Origin of the sequence: Burkholderia vietnamiensis LMG 10929, assembly GCF_000959445.1 — a bacterium.
Classification (GTDB): domain Bacteria; phylum Pseudomonadota; class Gammaproteobacteria; order Burkholderiales; family Burkholderiaceae; genus Burkholderia; species Burkholderia vietnamiensis.
The window spans coordinates 818,316-836,024 of record NZ_CP009630.1 but is presented as its reverse complement, the minus strand read 5'-3'; the positions used below and the strand labels follow the sequence as shown (position 1 = coordinate 836,024).

Annotated in this window: 10 protein-coding genes; all 10 read right to left on the bottom strand. The window is 60.4% G+C overall.

What is annotated here, in order from left to right:
• Positions 1-148 precede the first annotated feature (148 nt).
• Complete coding sequence (locus AK36_RS30645; RefSeq protein WP_224056530.1) at positions 149-418, bottom strand: PAAR domain-containing protein; 270 nt, start codon at positions 416-418, stop codon at positions 149-151.
• 128 nt (positions 419-546) lie between these two features.
• The gene (gene tssJ, locus AK36_RS03905; RefSeq protein ID WP_011882412.1) at positions 547-1,188 is read right to left on the bottom strand and encodes a type VI secretion system lipoprotein TssJ; all 642 of its coding nucleotides are present in this window, start codon (positions 1,186-1,188) and stop codon (positions 547-549) included.
• A gap of 46 nt (positions 1,189-1,234) precedes the next feature.
• Positions 1,235-2,251 (bottom strand): type VI secretion system baseplate subunit TssG, encoded by a 1,017-nt coding sequence (tssG, locus tag AK36_RS03900; RefSeq protein ID WP_045577905.1) that lies wholly within the window; start codon positions 2,249-2,251, stop codon positions 1,235-1,237.
• Between the two features lie 62 nt (positions 2,252-2,313).
• Positions 2,314-4,128: a type VI secretion system baseplate subunit TssF gene (gene tssF, locus AK36_RS03895; RefSeq protein WP_014724741.1), complete on the bottom strand. Its 1,815-nt coding sequence runs from the start codon at positions 4,126-4,128 to the stop codon at positions 2,314-2,316.
• A gap of 16 nt (positions 4,129-4,144) precedes the next feature.
• Positions 4,145-7,708 (bottom strand): ImcF-related family protein, encoded by a 3,564-nt coding sequence (locus AK36_RS03890; RefSeq protein ID WP_045577904.1) that lies wholly within the window; start codon positions 7,706-7,708, stop codon positions 4,145-4,147.
• 28 nt (positions 7,709-7,736) lie between these two features.
• A complete protein-coding gene (locus tag AK36_RS03885) occupies positions 7,737-8,870 on the bottom strand; it encodes a hypothetical protein (RefSeq protein ID WP_045577903.1) in 1,134 nt (377 codons plus the stop codon).
• A 34-nt stretch (positions 8,871-8,904) separates the two neighbouring features.
• Entirely contained in the window at positions 8,905-9,723 is an 819-nt protein-coding gene (locus AK36_RS32580; RefSeq protein WP_144410623.1) for a hypothetical protein, read from the bottom strand.
• A gap of 32 nt (positions 9,724-9,755) precedes the next feature.
• Positions 9,756-11,909 carry a hypothetical protein gene (locus AK36_RS03875; protein WP_011881741.1) on the bottom strand — a complete coding sequence of 718 codons (2,154 nt, stop codon included), beginning with the start codon at positions 11,907-11,909 and terminating at the stop codon, positions 9,756-9,758.
• A gap of 12 nt (positions 11,910-11,921) precedes the next feature.
• Positions 11,922-14,468 (bottom strand): type VI secretion system Vgr family protein, encoded by a 2,547-nt coding sequence (locus AK36_RS03870; protein ID WP_011881740.1) that lies wholly within the window; start codon positions 14,466-14,468, stop codon positions 11,922-11,924.
• A 569-nt stretch (positions 14,469-15,037) separates the two neighbouring features.
• The gene (locus AK36_RS32575) at positions 15,038-16,363 is read right to left on the bottom strand and encodes a hypothetical protein (RefSeq protein ID WP_011881739.1); all 1,326 of its coding nucleotides are present in this window, start codon (positions 16,361-16,363) and stop codon (positions 15,038-15,040) included.
• Positions 16,364-17,709: the final 1,346 nt, after the last annotated feature.

The following is a 17,709-nucleotide window of genomic DNA, read 5'->3' as shown; positions in this document are numbered from 1 at the left end:
GTTCAAGTGCGTGAAGCGGGCGATCTGTGCGGGGTGGGCGGGTAAGCGTTGAACTTCGGGGGGCTGATGCAGATCGGTTTCGATGGCGTTTGGTGCACCCATGCCTACCGGGGCCGCATATGACTAAGTGAGACTCCCGGCCGCCAGGCTATTCGCCGTAGTACGACGTCGACCGGGCAATGACGCGATTTTCGCCGGGCGGACATGCGCACATGACGATGTCGCCGTCGAGTACACCGTGTGTATTGCCTACACCCCACGTTTTCGCCGTACCGAAAATCGACCCGGTCTGGCCGCAACGGCCGCAGGACGCTCGGCCCATGTGATAAGCATAGGGTTGTCCGTGGTCCAGATCGGACTCGTCACCATCGAGCACGTGACCGCCCGTTGTCGTTGCATTGCCTTTCAGCGCCATCATTTTGTGCATTTCCCGCTACCTCCGATTTTTCCAAGCCCAGTCATCTGCTATCCGGCCGATCCAGGATCATTCGGTAGCCCGATACACCGCATCTCGTTGCGCCGCTCAAGATCGAATAGCGTAATTGCTCAACCCTCATCCTGCGTACCGGGCTGCACCGACGCTTTCGGCTTCGGCGCCGGCGCGCTCTGCTGCGGCGCCGATCGCACGATCGGCCGGTCCTTCGCGTCGACCAGCACAAGCGTGTTGTCGCGCACCTCGATCTTCACCGGATCGGTCTTTTTCCACTGCTTCTTCGGCACCGCCAGTTTCCACACCGCGCCGTCCCACGGCTCACGGAAGAACGCCACGACGCCGACCACCTGCGCGTCCGGGTTCATCGGCTCGACCACGCTGGCGCTCGCGCCCGGGCGCAACACGACATCCTTGGTCGCAAGCAGATCCGCCTTCAGCACATCGAGATCGTTGGTCTGCAACTGGGTATAGTCGAGCTGCTCGAAGGTCTTCGCGTCCTTCAACTGATAGAGCCTCACCACCGTCGACAACGGCTGCCCCGCTGCGTTGGCATTGAGCGACGAGCGGGCGACGAGGTCCAGGTTCATCGTCTTCACCTGCGTCGTGAAGGCCCATTTCGCAGCGTCCACCGTGCTGTCCTTCACGGCCTGGCCGACGCCGCAACCGGCGGTCGCAACGACCACCACGGTGGCCACTGCACCGGCCAGGCTTCGTCCAATCGGTATCCTTAAAATGTTCATCTGATTGTTGTCCATGTTTCGAGTTCTGCGTCGCGTTGTGCCAGCGATTCGTACTGCGGGCTTATACGGTTTCCGTCGCCCCGCTCCAGCGCCCCAGCTGCACCCGTGTCACGCGAGTGGGTCCGTGCCCTACCGCAGGCGGCGACCCGAGCTGCGTGGTCAGGCCGAGGTTCGCCTGACCGGCGGCCAACAACGGTTCCGGCATCAGGTCAGGATGCACCTGCATCTCGAGCAGCGCTTCGCTTTCGTAGCCGAGGTAGAAGCGCAGCAACGCGGTGATCTGTCGGTATGCCGGTTGCCCGGGTACCAGCGCGGTGACCGATTCGCGCGTGTGCGGCGTGATCACGATGCGTACCGTGTTCGCCCGATCGTAGAATCCGCGTCCGAGCAGACATTGTTCGCCGAGCGCTGCAGGCTCGAAATCGTTGACGGTACGCCACACCGGATAGAACTCCTCCACGTCGATCGCGGCATCCGGTATCGCATGTGTCAGCACGCCGGCGAGCCCTTCCGCGGTACGCGTCTTCTGAGCGGCTAGTCCGAGCATCGACAGCAGCGTTCGTGCACCAACGCCCTGCGGCAGCCCCCAGTCAGGCGCATGTGTGTCCGGCGACCGGAACCCAAGACCGACAAAGCTGAGCACACCGCGGGAGACCGTGTCGAAGCCATCCGGCCGGAAACCGGCCGGATAGCGATACTTGCGCCAAATCCGGTAGAACTGCGTCGCAATACGATGGTGGAACAGGTCCAGGAACGCCGACAGCGGCTCGGCGCCGTCGCGGTTCTGCGCCACTTCGTCGACGAAGTACGTCGGCATCCGCGCGTCGACGCCGTACAGACCGAGGAACGTCGTACGCACCGCAACCGGCTTCGCCGGATCGTCCGCGTCGTATTCGACTGCATCGATCTCGCGCGCCGGAAACCCAAGTTGGCCACGTGAGCGGAACCGGACCGGATCCGTCGCGGGCGAATCGGTGGCGCCGAGCGGCGCTGCATCGGGTGACGCCAGTTCGATCAACGCGCAGAAGCGATAGAAATTCATCCGATGCGCCTGATCCAACAGCGCCGGCAACAACATCCGGTCCGCGTGGGCTGGCGGCAAGGTCGTCAAGCTGCGTTCCGACGGGGTCGCGAGTGCGTTCAAAACGGCGCTCCTTCGCCCTTCGTATCGGGCCATTCGAGCCGCTGACCAGTCGGCTGCGACACGATGACGAGCTTCGTGTACAGGTTGACCGTCGCATAGAGGCCGAGGAACCGGTTCAGCATGGCGCCGAACAGCTCGAGATCGCCGTTGCCCGCGAAACGCGTGCTGTCGATCGTCACCGCAATCTCGACGCCGCGCATCAAGCCGCCCTTCACGAGCTTCTGCAATGGCCGGTGACGCACGTCGGCGATCGCCTCGATGCGCCGCCGGTTCAACTCCCCGTCCGTCCAGTCGTACAACGCGAGCGAGCCGCGCAGGATTTCCGCATCGAGCAGCGACAGATAGTTCGGCGCCAGATGGGACAGCACACGCCATTGGAAGCGATCGCCGGTCGGCGGGTAGACCGGCAGCGTCGGTGCGGTCAGATTACGCACTGCCGCGATGTTGGTGAAGCCCGCGCGCATCCGCGTGATGCTGGCATCGCGCAGCGCCTTGCGCGGCAGCATGCCGTTGGTGCCCGTCACCGACAGCGACAGCGTTTCCGCGGGCAGCGCATGCTCGCTTTCCCAAGCGTGGCCGCCCAGCACGACCCACGTATCGAACCGTCCGGAAGGCGCGCGTCGCACGTGCGAATGGAAATATCGCTCGGGCATCGTATGGCGCAGCATGCCGCCACGATGGCGGAATGCCGCGAACGGCGCATATTCGAAGCGTCGGCCGCGATCGATGCCGTGCACCGCGTCGATCGAGTAGATATCGACCAACGGGCCGTGCTGCTCGCGCGCCCGTACCCGGTACTCGGTCTCGAACTGCGTGACCTTGACCGGATCGGCCTGAACGGGAAACAGGTTGATGATCGGCGTGCAGTAGAGCCGCACGTTCTGCGCGTTGAAACGCATGTCGTCCTGCCACGGCTTTGCCAGCACGATCTCGACGTCGACATGCGGCGCGGACGGTGGAAGCGCCTGGATGTCGAGCCCGAGCAGGTCGACGAACATGAACTTCTCGGGGAACGTGAAGTACTCCAGCAGCAACTGGTAGCCGCCAAACGCGTTGTCGGCCTTCGGCCACAGACGTTCGTTGCCCGCGTAGCCGGCCGCCTCGATCCGAAGCCCCGGCATATCTTGAGGCGCACCGGGGCGATCTTCCGGGAAACCGGGCACACGCACGTGCATTGCCAGCGGTTTCGCCGTCAACGCGGCATGCAGTGCAAGCGCAATCGGGCGGTCCGCGTCGAGATACAGCCGCAGTCGCGGTACATGCAGTCGTTCACGCTGAGCTTGTGGCTGAATCGCCAGGCGCAACCGGATGACCGAGCGACCGTCTTCGCGCGCCCACGCGCCTGCGTCGGTGAGCGTGATCGGGTAGAGATCGATCGGCTGCGTCGTGCGGTACACGCATTCGACGTGTGCGGGTGCGCCCTCTGTGTGGCCCGTCGCGATCGGTCCGGACGTCACCTCGAGGCCGGCGCCGAGCGTCTCGTGCTTTTGCAGCGCACCCATGCCCGGCGTGAGCTCGAGGATCGACAACGACGGAATCATGCGCAGATAGTGCGGCCACAGCATGCTGACGAGCCCTTCGGTCAACTCGGGCAGCTCGTCGTCGAGCTTGTGACGCAGGCGGCCCATCAGGAACGCGAAGCCTTCGAGCAGCCGTTCCACATGAGGGTCGCGCTCGCCTCCGCGATCCAGGCCCAGCTCGCGCGCGCGATCGGGAAATGCATCGGCAAACTCCCGGCCGGCGTCGCGCAAATAGCGCATCTCCGCCTCGTAATAGCGCAGGATCTCGTTATCCTTGATCGGATTCGTCATTCAGTGTCCTGTTGTGTCATTCGGGCAGCGCCCCGCCGGGGATCGGCACGGACGCGTGGCGCGCCGCGGCGAGCGCGCCCGGCGGAAGCGGCGGCGGCTGCAACGCCGTACCGGCCGCTCGGGACGGCGTCGTTCGGGGCACAAAGACGCGTGAAGGCAATGCGAACCCGCGCAACGCCAGCAGTTCGAGCGGCCCCTTGCCGACATCGGTACGCATCAGATAGGTCAGCGGATACGCCAGCGATGCCGGCGCGGGAGCGAGCGGCGCCTGCGCGGTCAACGACTCGCCATCGTCCGTCTTCGCGGCGCCTGCCTTCGACTGCGGCGCCTGCGGCGCAGCCTGCCAAGTGATCAGATAGGTGGCCGTATCCACCGGGCTCACGTGTGCTCGCTCCAGCAGCCGGACCAGCGCCCAGCGGCCGCCGAATTCCATGTTCAGGTTCGTGCCCGCTCGCTCGGTCTGCCATTCGAGACGCGTGCCGGCCTTCTGCGGCTCGTTCGACGGCCACGTGAACGTCTGCCACGTCTCCTGCTGGTTGTAGTAGTGCAGCTTTTGACCGTCTACCGTCAGGCGCGTGTCCGTCACGCCGAGGCTGGGTACCGGTTTGAGGTCGAATGCGTACTGCGGCTCGCCCTGCGCCAGCAGGTGATTGGCGATCCGCTGCAGCATGTTGATCGCATTGAGAAAGGCCGGATCGATCGTGCGCGCCGCGCTGCTCGCGCCCGAACCGCTCGATGCCGGCACCCATTGGTCGCCCTGCAACGTCAGCACGCCCGCCAGCTGCGTGGCGAGGAACGAGCCGACCAAGCCTCCCTGCGGTCGCAGGAAACGCGACAGCTCGGGCAACGATGCGTCGTTATTGGTGTTGGCGAACGGATAGCGGCCGGCAAACGAGCGGTTCCAGCTCGCGACGACGGTCTGGCGCCATGCGTCGTTCAAGCTCGCCTGTGCCGGCTCCAGAATGGCCTGCGTGGCTTGCGTGACCGGCTGCACGAACAGCGACTGCCCCATCCCCGCCCACTGCTCGCCGAGACTGGCGGCGACAAGCTGCGCATAGGCGAGCGTGTCGGCCAGTTCCGAACTCTTGCCTTGGAACAGCGACTGCGCGACTTGTCGCGACTCGCTATCGGCGTCCGGGCTGTCGGCGATTTGTTGCAGCTTCAGACGCAGCATCGTGATGCGTTCGATGAAACGCTGCAGGCTCAGGTCGCTCGTTGCGCCTGCCGTCGCAGCGTTCCCCGGTGCGATCAGATGCAACACGGGGCCGAACGACACGCCGAGCGGTCCGGCCGGGTCGGGCGCGGCCGGCTGCGGCGCATTGTCCTTGCTCGCGAACATGTTCTGCGCCTTGTTCACCAGGGTGTCGGACAGCGATGTCTTCACGACGCCCGCTCCGCCCTGGAACTCGAGCGACTTCATCAGCGAGATCACCGGCGACTGCCGCGAATCGGCGATGAGTTTCAATTGCGCGACGGCGGCCGGCAAGGTCCGCGCCGGTTCGCACGTGATGCTGTTCATGAAGGTTTGCCAACGGTCCGCATAGTCCGCGAAGTAGCGCATGCGCAACGACGCGCGCAGCGCCTCGGGCGTCGCGGCCGACGCGTTGCGATTGGCGCCGGTCGCGCCGAGCACCCAGTCGGCCGTCACGCCATTGCGTTTCGCCATGTCGTCGATCGCAGCCTCGATGGTCCCGTCCCATGCCTGACGCGTGTACGCGCCGGGCACGCTGGCCGTGGTTTTCAGCAGTCCGCGCGTGTCGGTGCCATCGGTCAGAGACGCGAGCGTCTGGTCCGGGTACTTGTGGCCGACCGATTCGAGGATGCCCTGATAGATCGTGTCTTCCGAGTTTTTCACGCCGATCACGGCGAGCAAGGTCTGGCGGGCGCCCGCGACGAGCTCGTCGCGCGCGGCGATGCGCCAGTCGGGATGCGCGCCGAGGTGCTGCGCGTAGAACGCCAGCAGCCGCTGCGACAGGTCGAGCTTTTCGCCCGGAGACAGTCCGATGCCGCCGTTCCAATGGCGCACCAGTTGCGGCGTCATGAACGCTGCATCGGCGCGCGACGGGTCCGCCATCATCAGGTACGTCTTGAGCGCGGCGTGACCGTCGCGAGCGAGACGATTGACCTGTTCATCGACTTGGGCGGTCGCCATCTGCGTGAGATCGACCAGTTGCCCTTCGATGTCCTGTTGCACGGGCGCAAGCAGTTGCGGGCGCGCTTCGCGCACATAGGGCTTCCATAACGCGGTGAGCACGTCCTGATCGTGATTCAGGCCGAAGCGCGAGAACAGCGTCGGACGCTCGACGCGCGCTTCGTAGAACTCGATGCGCTGCTGGAGCGCGAGCAAGGCGCGCAGACGGGTCGCCGGACTGTTGGCGCCATTGAACGTGCGAAGCACGTCATTCGTCAGCGCCAGGCCGCGGGCATTCGTCAGGCCCGAGATGAGCATGCCGGCGCCCCACAGTCCGACGGCCGCCAGCGCGATTCCCGAGACCATCGTGAGAGGATGCGTCGCCGTACGGCGGCCCGGCGTACGCTTGGCTGCATCGGTCAGATAGCGCCACAACGGAAAGTGAAGACTGTCGGTGCCCGTTGTCGTCGCTCCGGATGCCGGCCACGGTGCGAACATCACACCGGCAACCGGTTGGGCACGACGTTGCCAGTCGGACAAACTCGCGATCCAGCGAGCCAGCGGTGCGCTACGCGTATCGAGACGGGTCGAGAGATCTGACGCGTAGCGGTCGGCAGGGTTGTGCGCGAGCTGGCCGACACTGACGTCGGCCAATCGATTGCGTAATTCGAGTAGCGCGGTTTCGATTGCAGGCGCATCAGCAGCGTGCGGGATTTCACAACCGGTGACGGGCGTATCCACACGGTGAACGGTGTCGGTGCCGTCGAGATCGAGGACGAATACCGGCGCAGACCAACGCAGCAGGTGCGTGATACGCGCGAGGTGGATGCCCCATGGACTTGTCGTGCCGCGAACTGCGTCGGGCAGCAATGTCGATTCGTCGACCATCAGGATGATCGCGTCGAGCGGACGCGTGCGACGAAAGCGACGGATCTGCTTCAGCCACATCTCGTCGGGCCGACCGTCCGATCCGGTGCGCCCCCACAGCAGCACCGCGTCATCCGCGAGCAGCCAGCCGCGTTCTTTGAGGTCGGGCAACAGGCGGCCAATAGTTGTCTCGTCGCCCGTCAACAGCAGCCAGGGGCGCGTATAAGCCCATCGAAACCATCGGATTTGCTTCATCTGGAAGCGGAGGTCCTTCAACTGCAAGGCGGCCGATTCAACCTGCTTCTTCCCGGCGTCGGCAGCGGGGTTGATCGGAGGAGGAGGCTCGAGCCCATGATCTTTGGACGCCTGCTGCGCACCGAGCTGCACGAGCCCGCGTCGCTGCAAAGTGACACCGATCGCTGCCAACAGCATCACTCCAGCGCCGACGATAGCTAGCCGATTTTGGGAGGACCACGCCTTCAGATCCTTGAGATCGACGGTGTACAGAATCAACGCCGTCACGGCCGCGATCGCCGCGATGACGAGCAGGCACCGGCCCAATATGCGTCTTTTCAACGTCACCTCAGATTTCCTTTTGTCTTTTTTGCGGCTAGGCACCGCGAACGATGCAGAGATGCAGCACCTCGTCGCCCGGCTCACGCCAGGCGACGAGGTGTGGTTCCCCTTCCTGCGATGCTTCATACGCAGTGGCAAGCGCAATCCAGCTGGTGGCTGGCCCCGGCTCGCCCACGATGTGATCGAAGGATCTCTCGATCGGTCTCACCTTAGTGTCGGTAGTGAACGCCGCCGTAATCGCACCGGACTCCGCTTCGCATCGGGTGAACCAGGCGTGAGTGATGTGATCGGGTGAGAGCTGCATCTGCGCGAGTTGCTTCAGGTCTGCGTCGCGCGTGCCGGCCGTGCTGATCATCGGACGCAAGACACGGCCCGGCCCCTCGTCGGCCGATTCCATCAGGAGTGCTGCGGCGCCCTCGCTGAAGGTATGCCTGGTCGCACTGTCTGGCCAAATTTGTGCAGTAATGATCAGATGCGGCTCGGTACCGACAAGGTCGACCTGCTGCGCAAGAAACGATGCACAAGCCATTGCCGGTTCGGTGTCAATCTTGAATTTGCAAGCAGGCGCGACCCTGCAAAGCGCGTCCTCCGCATCCGCTTTCCAGCCGAGCAGAGATTCTTCCGGTGCGTCGGCGACAACCAGCTTGACGCGCAACTCCTTCCGCCCAGCAAGCGCCACCTGCAACTTTTCTGCGATTTGATTGAGCAACTTCTCGCGTCGTTGCTTAAGCGTTTTGTTCTTCGACCATGGAAACGCGCTCGCCCGCCCTCTATTCACTGGGAGCTCCGCATCGGGCTCCCTCATCCCAGCAGCTGGAACAGGTATCGGTAGGATGGCCACGGAAGCCGTTACACAAACGTGGCGTCGGCACCATGATTGCCAAAGAGACATGATCCGCTCTTGCTCACGCTCCAGTTCTTCCGCAACCGTCTGTTCGCGCTCCCAGCGGTCCAGCCGAATGCCGAGCGCTATCGCGCAAGACACAAGCGGAGCGCCGATGAGCAGTCCCCAGAATTGAAGCCCGTGCGTGGATTTTCCATGAGGCCACAGCAGCAATAAGGCGCCCGCAGCGCCGACCGCGAGTGCCAAGAGGCCGGGCACCCATACTCGAAGTTCAAGCGGCTTCGGGTAGAAAACCGAGGTCAGCGTTGGAATAGGCCAGGACATAGTGAAGTAACCAGACGACGATCGATACGTACCTTCAGCGCTGCAACTGCGGAGAGACAAGATCAACCAATCGCTGCGCCTGATTGACCAGTTTGGGATACTCGCTTTGGGAGGGCAGTTTTTTCGCAAAGCATTGCTCATAGGTGATCGATGTCTGTTGATTCGACACAGAACACGCCGGCATACCCTTTACCGTAGCTTTCTCGGTGAAAATGAAAATGCGATCGCCCTGCATGACCGTCACGGCGAGGTTGTCGGGGGGACTAGGTGCGGGGTCATCCTGTCCGACGGCAAACACAATCGCCCGCGCGATTGAATCGCCGCCTCGTGCAGCCACCGGTATTTCGCCATAGGAATAAACGGCTGCATCTCCGTTGAGCGTTGCGGTCGCATTGTAAAATTCTTCAGTCCCCAGCATTTTCCGAAGCGTCGAATAATGCTTGAAATCTTTCCGATTAACCGCCAACCATGACTCCATAATCGGCACAGTCGTAACGAAAAGTAGTGTTTTGGCATCGAATGATTTCACCTCGACTCCGTCCAATCCATCGTACTCGTCGTCCGACCTTGAACCAATAACGCTCTTGCCGCTTCTCGGAAAGCCTTTCGCATTGACCGCGCCCACCAGTCTTTGCAATTTGATCCGCACGTCTTGCATCGCTTTATCGGCGGCCCGACTCAACCGTTCGCTCCCTTGATCGGAGTATTTCGCATGAACGGCTTCGACCGCGTTGTTTCTCGAGGTAACGTAATCGCGGATCGATGTTTCCGAAAAGACCGAAATTGACGTCACCAGAAGAGCGGTTCCAACGATTTTTAAAAGTCTGCTTTTCATTTGATTTTGATCGCCCATAGAAATTTCGTTTTTCGTATTCCGATCAAATTCTAGGAGCCTCCGTATTCTCTCAGGTACTTGTCGAAGTCCGCCTTCATATCGGTCATCGTGTAGCCTTGGTCTTGCCCTCCACCAGGAAGCGATGGCCATTGACGCTTGCGAAGCAGACTCACTGCCTGATCGATATCACCCTGCCGGATATAACCCAAAGCACTGGGAGCGGGCAGACATTCCGGTTTCGGGCCAAAACGTCCCGGCTCGCCCTCCATCAACCACACCGCATAGCGGTCTTGGGTCTGGGGAGTGAAGTCTGAAGGTAACGCGCCGGTGCCCAGAGCGTGTCCTCTTTTCCATGATGACCTGGCAATCTGGTATGCACCTTGGTGGTCTTCCGCTTTTTGGGGATTGGATGGATAGGTTGAAAAATCCTTGATCCCGTTCTGAATCTTGTAGACGCCTTGCGATGCAAAATAGGTCTTTTCATCGCCGAATGAAAAAAACGCTTTGGCCTCCCGTGACCGGATGATCTTCAAAAAAGCTTTCATGCGCGCAAGGGCAAGTGGATCGAAGTATCCAGGCTTGCGATAGATCCCGCTCACCTCATAGAAATGCGTACCCCCGCCTCCACTGAAGCAAAGATAGTTTCGTTTGAAGTCGCTGACATAGTAGTGGTACGTGCGTATGTCAATGTGACCGGGCTGGCCACGACCGTCAGCCGTTTCCGCGTCACCCTTGACGTGGTAGACGATCACGTCGCCGGGTAAGGCCCATCTCGCATCCGGAAGCTGATCGGTGACATTCACGAATCCCTGCGACATCAAGAATTCTCCCGCCACCTTCGCATAGCTACCCCCCGCCGCGTCAAAATCTCCTTTCTTGTTTTTTATGAACTTGATCGCGTTGCCTCGCCACAGCGCGATCTTCACATACATGTAGCATTGCCCCTTCGATTTTTTGGAAGGCTTGCTTCCATACGTAATCGAACCATCCGCGATCTTCTTCAGATTGACGACCGTGGCCGACGACGGCATCGAGTGCTCCGTCTGGCCCTCCGCAATGGAGATCAGCGATTGCACCGCAGTGAGATTTCGTGGCGCACTACTCGTGTTGGCAGCACCGCCCTGTGCAGACGCCGGTGTTTGCGGCCGGACCACTGTCCCTGCCACCGGGTTCGAGTCGAGCCCGAAGATGTCTTCGATGAAGTGCCATGCCGCATGTACCTTGTGGCTTGCCCAGTCGGTAAATGTTTCGGTCGGTGCCGCTTGCGGATGTCCAAGTTTGTCCCGAGCGGCGGTCGTAGTGGTCGACGGCGCACGTTTCCCGGAACTCCCTTTAGCGATCGTGGTGCCTTTCTTCGGCAAGGGAGTCGTCGACGGCTTTGCTGAACCGACTGGCGGCGTCGAGGACGCCGCCGCACCCGGCCTCCCGTCCGTGGCCTTTATCGTTTCGGAATTTCCCGACGTCGCAGCGGCCGGGGTGTTGTCGTTTGTGGTACTTGGTGCACTCGAAGCCCCGCCCGCCGTCGACTCATCTTGAGACGAATAGGCTGGATGCGATTGCGAGCTACGCGTGTCATCGACGGGTGGCGATGGCTCACGCGCCGCGTCGTCGGACGAACCAGCGTGTGGCTGCGTCTCGCTTTCCAACACCATGCTTCCGCTCATCAGCGTCGCCGATGTGTCGGCTGTTGGCACGGTGTAACAGGCGACCTGTTTGTAAGCGCCACTGTCCGTCAATACCAAAACCGCGCAGTCCGCCCCCGCGGAGAACGAATTGACGGGAGCGGCCTTGCCATCGCCATCCGTCACCCCGTCAATGATTGCGCCGTCGGATTCGAAGCGGTATTTGAGCCCATTGATCGGCGTGCCGTCGAGGCCGACAAACACGTGATCGAGCACCGGCGCGCCCGACTCCAGGCCCGAGCGTGGCGCAGAGTCCTGCGTCGTCGTGGCCTCCGGCAACGGCCCGTCGTTAGACGAAGCAGTCGATGCTGTCTGGGTTGCAGGAAATTTGTCGGCCTGGGCAACCGCGGACGTGGTCGTGTCTCCCGATGCGGGAGCGCCCGTCGATGTAGTCGTGATTTCAGATGCTGCTTCGTTCGTCGTCGCCGATTCTTGAACAGGCACTTGTGCGTTGGAAGCGGCACCATCGACCGGGAGAACCGTTGTCGATCCCGTTGCTGCATCGTCAAAAGTCGTTGCCATGTGCGTGCTTCCCTATTCCTGAGGCTCGTTGTCGATCTCGGCGTGCTTCGAGTCGAGAAACAGACGCCAAGGATCGTTGCCGATGTGGTACTTCAGCTTTGAAGACTGTTTGGTGAACGTACGCCCCGTATACCCTGCTTCGTCGAGCATGCCGCTATCAACGATCCGCCCGGTTGAGTCTTTCACCGCATACGGAATATGGTGCAAGGGAAGCGAGAATTCCTTGCCGAGCAGCGGACTGACATCGAGCCGTTGGCTGAACATTTCAACGCCAGCGGGGACGGGCAATTGCGGAACCGGCAGATTCAGAGACTGCGCTCCCTGCTTCTGAATGGTGAGTACTTTCAGGAATAGGTCGCCCGGGCCGCCCAGTGTGATATTGCCGTCCGCGATCTTGATGAACGCCCCGCCACACTCGAGAATGAGTTCTTTCGCGGCGGAGAGATTCACCTTTCCGTTCGCACTGGCGATGCTTACATCCTTCTCTGCCGTGAGTGCCATGGCGTTGCTCTGCGCCTGCAACTCGACTGGCCCCTTAGCCGCAAAGATCTTGATTCCAAGCTTCTGCGCGAACAACGAGACCGCCTCGCCCGCGGCCGCCGTGAAACGCTTCATCACGCTGAAGTCAGCGTTCTTGCCAGCCACCGCCGAGATACTCTCCTTCGCAGCCATCTGCACGCCGCCGCCTGCCACGACGCCGATCGAGGCCGGCGCACTCGCCAGTAAGCCCGGCTGCTTCAGCCCGTCGAACTCGTCCTTCATCTGCTGTTGCGCATCCGTGTCGGCCGGCATCGCCTTGGCCGTACGCGCCGCGTCGCCCAGCGACTTCGCCAACGCCAGCGCCTGCTCCAGTTGCGCGATCGTCTCCTGCATGTCGAGTTGCTTCCCGCTCGCACCCGGGCGGTCGTAGGCCGTCAGATGCAGCCCCTTGCCCGCGCGCTCGACACCGTGACCCGACGTGCGCAGTTCGAAACCCTCACCGCGCCGCTCCAGTTTCTCGTCGACCAGATAGCCCAGGTCCAGGTGGCTCGTGCCGGAGTGTTCCGTGCTAAGCTTGACGCCCTCCTGCCCCGCCCAGTCCTCCATCCGCAGTTTGTTGTTCGACTGCGTGCGGATCACGTTGCGCGACAGCCAGCGTCGATCGCTCGTCACCAGATCGCGCGCCTGACTGTGATGATGGAAGCCGATGATCTCCGGCTTGTCGGGGTCCGCGTCCCGGAACGCGATCACCACTTCGTCGTTGTCCAGCGCCGGGAAATGGAAACCCGTCTGCAGCTTGCCTGCGAACGGCTTGGCGAGCCGCAGCGGCACGCTTTCCCCGCCCGCCGGCCAGTCCGCGAAGTCCACGTCGAACCGGACCGTGTAGTAGCCTGCCGCGGTCAGGTAAGCGTATTTGTACTTGTCGGGGCTCGTCACCCGAGCGCTCAGCGTCCCGGCAATCTTCGGCCACTTCGCTTCTTCGAGTTTGAGCCGGAAGCGCCGATTAGCGGGAATTGCGGTGTAGCTGTTCGAGTAAGCCCGATCGCGCGCGCCGCGATGCGTCACTTCGATCACCACCTGTCCGTCGGATGCATCGGGCAATACCGTGTCGAGATTCAGCACGCGCCCGGCCTGCAGCGCCAGCACGTTGCTCTCACCTTCGTACACGACCTGCCATGCGATCGCCGCTTCATGGCGCAGTTGCGCCTCCCACTTCGCGCCCGCCTGATCGAGATGGTGAGTGCCGTAGACGTAGGTCTGGCCGTACGTGGTCGGATCCTGCGGTGCAACGTTTGCGTCGTCCCGGAAACGCTCCCACGCCTGCTCGGGGTTGTAGTCGGCCACGACAAACGACTGCGGGACGACAACCGCGTGAGTTCTAAGCGCCGTCACAGCCTCCGTACCGGTCGCTTCGAGCCCGGCCACCTCGCGGTACGGAACCGTGAGGTGCGGGTCCCACAGGTAATGATCAATGTCGTCGGCGAACACGACCTGATCGCCATGCTCGGTCTCGACGATGTAGCTGTAGATACCGGCCTTCTGCATCAGCATCTGCACATACGACAGGTCGTCGAGCTTGTACTGGAAGCGGAACAGGTGCTTCGGATACTCGCGGCGCAGCCGGAATGCGAACTGGTGGCCTTCCAAGCCATGGCTGCGCAGCACTGCCTCGATGATCTGCGGCGTCGTCTGGTGCTGGTAGATGCGGCTGGTGCTCACCGCTTCCAGTCGCGCGAAGTGCGACTTCAGTACGATCTCGTACTTGGTGAAGTCAGCCGTGGTCTGCAGCGTCGAGAAGCGTTCGATGAAGCCAGAGAATCTGCGCGGCACCCCGTCGTCGGAAACGATCGTGCAAGCCGCGTCGCGGTTCAGGTAGTCAGTGCGTGCGAGTTGCAGCGGATGCGTGAGCACGGCGCGCACCTCGGTCGGCGCACCCATCCGCTCGACGGCCTTCACCGACACCACGGACAGCGCGGCCGCCGAGTCCGTGCCCGGCACTTCGAAGAAATACGCCTGACGCCCCGGCACGCCGGTCAGGTTCGACACGAACCGCTTCGCGTCATCAAACAGGCTCGACATTGTTATAACCCCGTATCCAAATAGCACTGTTCGCACCGCCGTCGCAGGCAGTTTAATTCCTAGGTGCGCAATGCATGGATTAAGCGACAAACGATAGCCGCACGAACCCTGTCTCGGGAAGTGCCAGCCCCGATTATTCAGCGGAATTGTTGTATTTGGCTGAAGTCTGACAATTGTTGACGTATACCGCTATTTTTGAGAAGCCTCGCATGCTACCGCGAACATCAATCAAACCGAATCTGACTAAAAATTAAATTCGACCAATACAATTTGCGATTCCAATACATTCACTCAGTCAGACCCATTGAATATTTCCCGGCGAGACAGTGGTTCCCCTTCTCCAATCGTGGTCGTCATTCATCCCTTAAGGCCCAATCGCAACGATCGTTCTAACGACAAGAGATGTGACGGTGCGCCCGACCACAGCGGCGAGCGCATCAACACTCACGAATAAAAAGTACGTGCCAACTGAAGCATGCGAAAGTACCGGGTCGGAGTAACCAGGCACGAGGACGATTCTCAGCCGACTCAATTGCTACCGCCGTGACAAGCACCCATAGCGTCGCCGCTCATGCACCAAGCCATTGCCAATAGTGATGCAACACGTTCCCCTCCAGACCTGTGAGGCTCGGAGCAATTTCGCCCGCACGAAAGCGCCGCTCAAGTTCGACATGTGTGACGTCTGCGTCTACCGATCCCATCCTCATCGTTCGAGCGACCCAGAGACCGTCGCGAGGGCAAGAGTCGCCGGGCTTGCATCGCGTAGATAGCGCCAAGTCGGCATCCCACACCCAGTGTTCAAATGGGCGGTCAAGAGTTGGGGCTTGCTCGCCTTTGCTCAAACCCCGGACGAACTGGCCGCGCTCGCCGGTAATCGCCACCTTGCGGTAATATCCCGGTTCTGCAACGGTTGCGCCTGGGCCAACTGACTGCGACGACATTTTTTCCCGCTGCCGCGCTTCGAAGTCTTTCCACTCGTTCGGTGTCGCCGGATAGTCAGTGTCGAACGTAAAATTAGGAGCACGGGCAGAATTCGAACTGAAATTGACGCGACTCAAGTTCGGCGCATCACCCTCCGTTGTCATGGTCGTGACGACTAATACGCTGAACTTGTAAGTACCCTTCGGGATTTTTTGGTCGGGTGCAACGAGGAATTTGAACTCGACCGCCCCTCCGGCTGGAATAGTTACAAACGTCCCGCGGCCTCCCATAGGAAGCTCTTCGGTTCTGATTGAGAGATCCGACTTGTTATATAGCCGACGACCAACGAGACTTGCTTTCCATAAATCACCTCCGCCAACTCGCCTTCCGCCAATGTCAAGCCGTTCTTGCCAATTCTTTTCCCACTCGTCCGGCGTTCGCATACTAATCCCATACTGACCAGCATTGGAAAATTTCACCGTAACCAAGAAATCTTCACGCTCTCTGCGAACCGCGGATACAGATGCACCCACTTTAACGACAACCTGCCCGGAGCTAATGTAGTCGGTCAGTAATTTTTGATACAAGCCAAACGACTCAATTGCCAGATCGCGAGGAAGATCGGTAAGACGACCCTGGTGCTCCGTCATTTCTCCGTTTCGCATACAACGAATCGAGTAGACATTCAGTGTGTCTGGGGGCAAATCCTTCGACGACGGCCCACCAATCCTTTGACATATTTTCTTGAAAACGTCGCTCGCACTTTTGAGATCATCAGCCGACAGAATGCTATCGACGACCCCGGCCCCGTCAAAATTCTTGTCGAATGCATTCGACAAACTAACGCGCACCTTTCCAGAAGAAATCCATATCCCGACAGCGTTTGTGCCAACCTGGTGATCGCCAATAATGCTAATGGATAGCCTTTCGCCGTTGACGTCACGAGGACTTGCATTGGTTATCGCTTGCAGCATTATAATTCCATAAAAAAAGCTTACGACGATTAATCTGAATGCGCGATGGAAATTTATAGCCCCTCTGGCATCAAACATCGTACCCAACCCTCCATTTTCTCCACGTCTTCTTGCCGTCCGGAGTCCGGACCGGCTTTCTTTCTCCGGTCAACTCGCAGAAGTGTCGCCTGATGTATTCCAAATAATAGGGATGCACTGTCGCGCTTGGTGATGCCTTGTCGCTCATCGACGCTTGGATATTGCACCCGCCACCCATTACGTTTGTTTTTGAGGCAATTTGCCACGTTTCCCTTCCATCGTTGCGCAAACCGACATCAAAATCCAATTTCTTATCTTTGATGTACTGCTCATGCACCCATCCTCCATACTTCCAATACTCATCTGGGTAGTTGAAAAGATGACCGCATTCGTGCGCGATCACATTTGTCTCATATGGCATATCCTTCCAAACTACACTCTGGTCAGGCAGCGCCTCGGGGTACATAATTCCCTCCCCCCATGATCCAGAATCTGCTCGCTGCGTTCGGGGAAACAGATGAATTGTTTTATGGATTTTCTTACCACCACCGACTTTCTCCCCCTTAACGCTCAGCAGCAAGTTCACCTTAAACACAACCGAGACTCGGCATCCACAAGCCGCATCCCGTGAGCATCCATTTAAAATCAGTTTGCTCTTATGCCCATTGAGAACAGCCTCAATCTGACGAGCTTTGGCATTGATGTCAAAATTCTCCCCAGTCCCCTCGCGATATTTCATAACATAGCCGTTCATCGGCTTGTCTACTCCACACGCCACAAGGAATGAATGTTTGTCGTGATCAAACGGGCGGGATTCAAGCTTGCCATCTTCGCCTGGCACAGGCTTCCCAGAGCCATCGCATTTGAACAATTCAACAGGAATGACCTGCACGCGCACCGCTGCATAAAGCGTCTTTTTCTCAGGGTCATATGACAACTCAAATGCCGTGTCTAGCTGTGCCCCGGATAACGTTTGGGCGTCGGGCCATGCATTCTTGTGGCTATCCAAGCCGTAGTACTCTACTGTTTCGGTCGAATCTGTGCGCTCTTCTGTGAACGCTGGCGTGTGCCAGTCGCATACGACGGGTGTCTCCAGCTTAATAGGCGTGCCGGCATCATCCGCCAGCGGCTTTTTCGGTTCATGCGCCGATTCGTTGTCAGCAGGTAACGCAGCAGGTTTCGCCCGCGCGTCGTGTGCTATTGCCTCCGCACTCGGTACATCAGGTTTCGTAGTGACAGCGGGCTGCGAGTTTGGTTGTTGCTTTTGCGGGCGCGGCGCCGGAGCTTCGGCGCTTACAGCCGCGGGATTGCCGAGTTGATTCCAGTCG

Excerpts from the sequence above, each read along its gene's own strand:
- AK36_RS30645 (WP_224056530.1), bottom strand. The coding sequence starts at position 418 with ATGATGGCGCTGAAAGGCAATGCAACGACAACGGGCGGTCACGTGCTC.
- tssJ (WP_011882412.1), bottom strand. The coding sequence starts at position 1,188 with ATGGACAACAATCAGATGAACATTTTAAGGATACCGATTGGACGAAGC.
- tssG (WP_045577905.1), bottom strand. The coding sequence starts at position 2,251 with ATGTTGTTGCCGGCGCTGTTGGATCAGGCGCATCGGATGAATTTCTAT.
- tssF (WP_014724741.1), bottom strand. The coding sequence starts at position 4,128 with ATGACGAATCCGATCAAGGATAACGAGATCCTGCGCTATTACGAGGCG.
- AK36_RS03885 (WP_045577903.1), bottom strand. The coding sequence starts at position 8,870 with ATGTCCTGGCCTATTCCAACGCTGACCTCGGTTTTCTACCCGAAGCCG.
- AK36_RS32580 (WP_144410623.1), bottom strand. The coding sequence starts at position 9,723 with ATGGGCGATCAAAATCAAATGAAAAGCAGACTTTTAAAAATCGTTGGA.
- AK36_RS03875 (WP_011881741.1), bottom strand. The coding sequence starts at position 11,909 with ATGGCAACGACTTTTGACGATGCAGCAACGGGATCGACAACGGTTCTC.
- AK36_RS03870 (WP_011881740.1), bottom strand. The coding sequence starts at position 14,468 with ATGTCGAGCCTGTTTGATGACGCGAAGCGGTTCGTGTCGAACCTGACC.
- AK36_RS32575 (WP_011881739.1), bottom strand. The coding sequence starts at position 16,363 with ATGCTGCAAGCGATAACCAATGCAAGTCCTCGTGACGTCAACGGCGAA.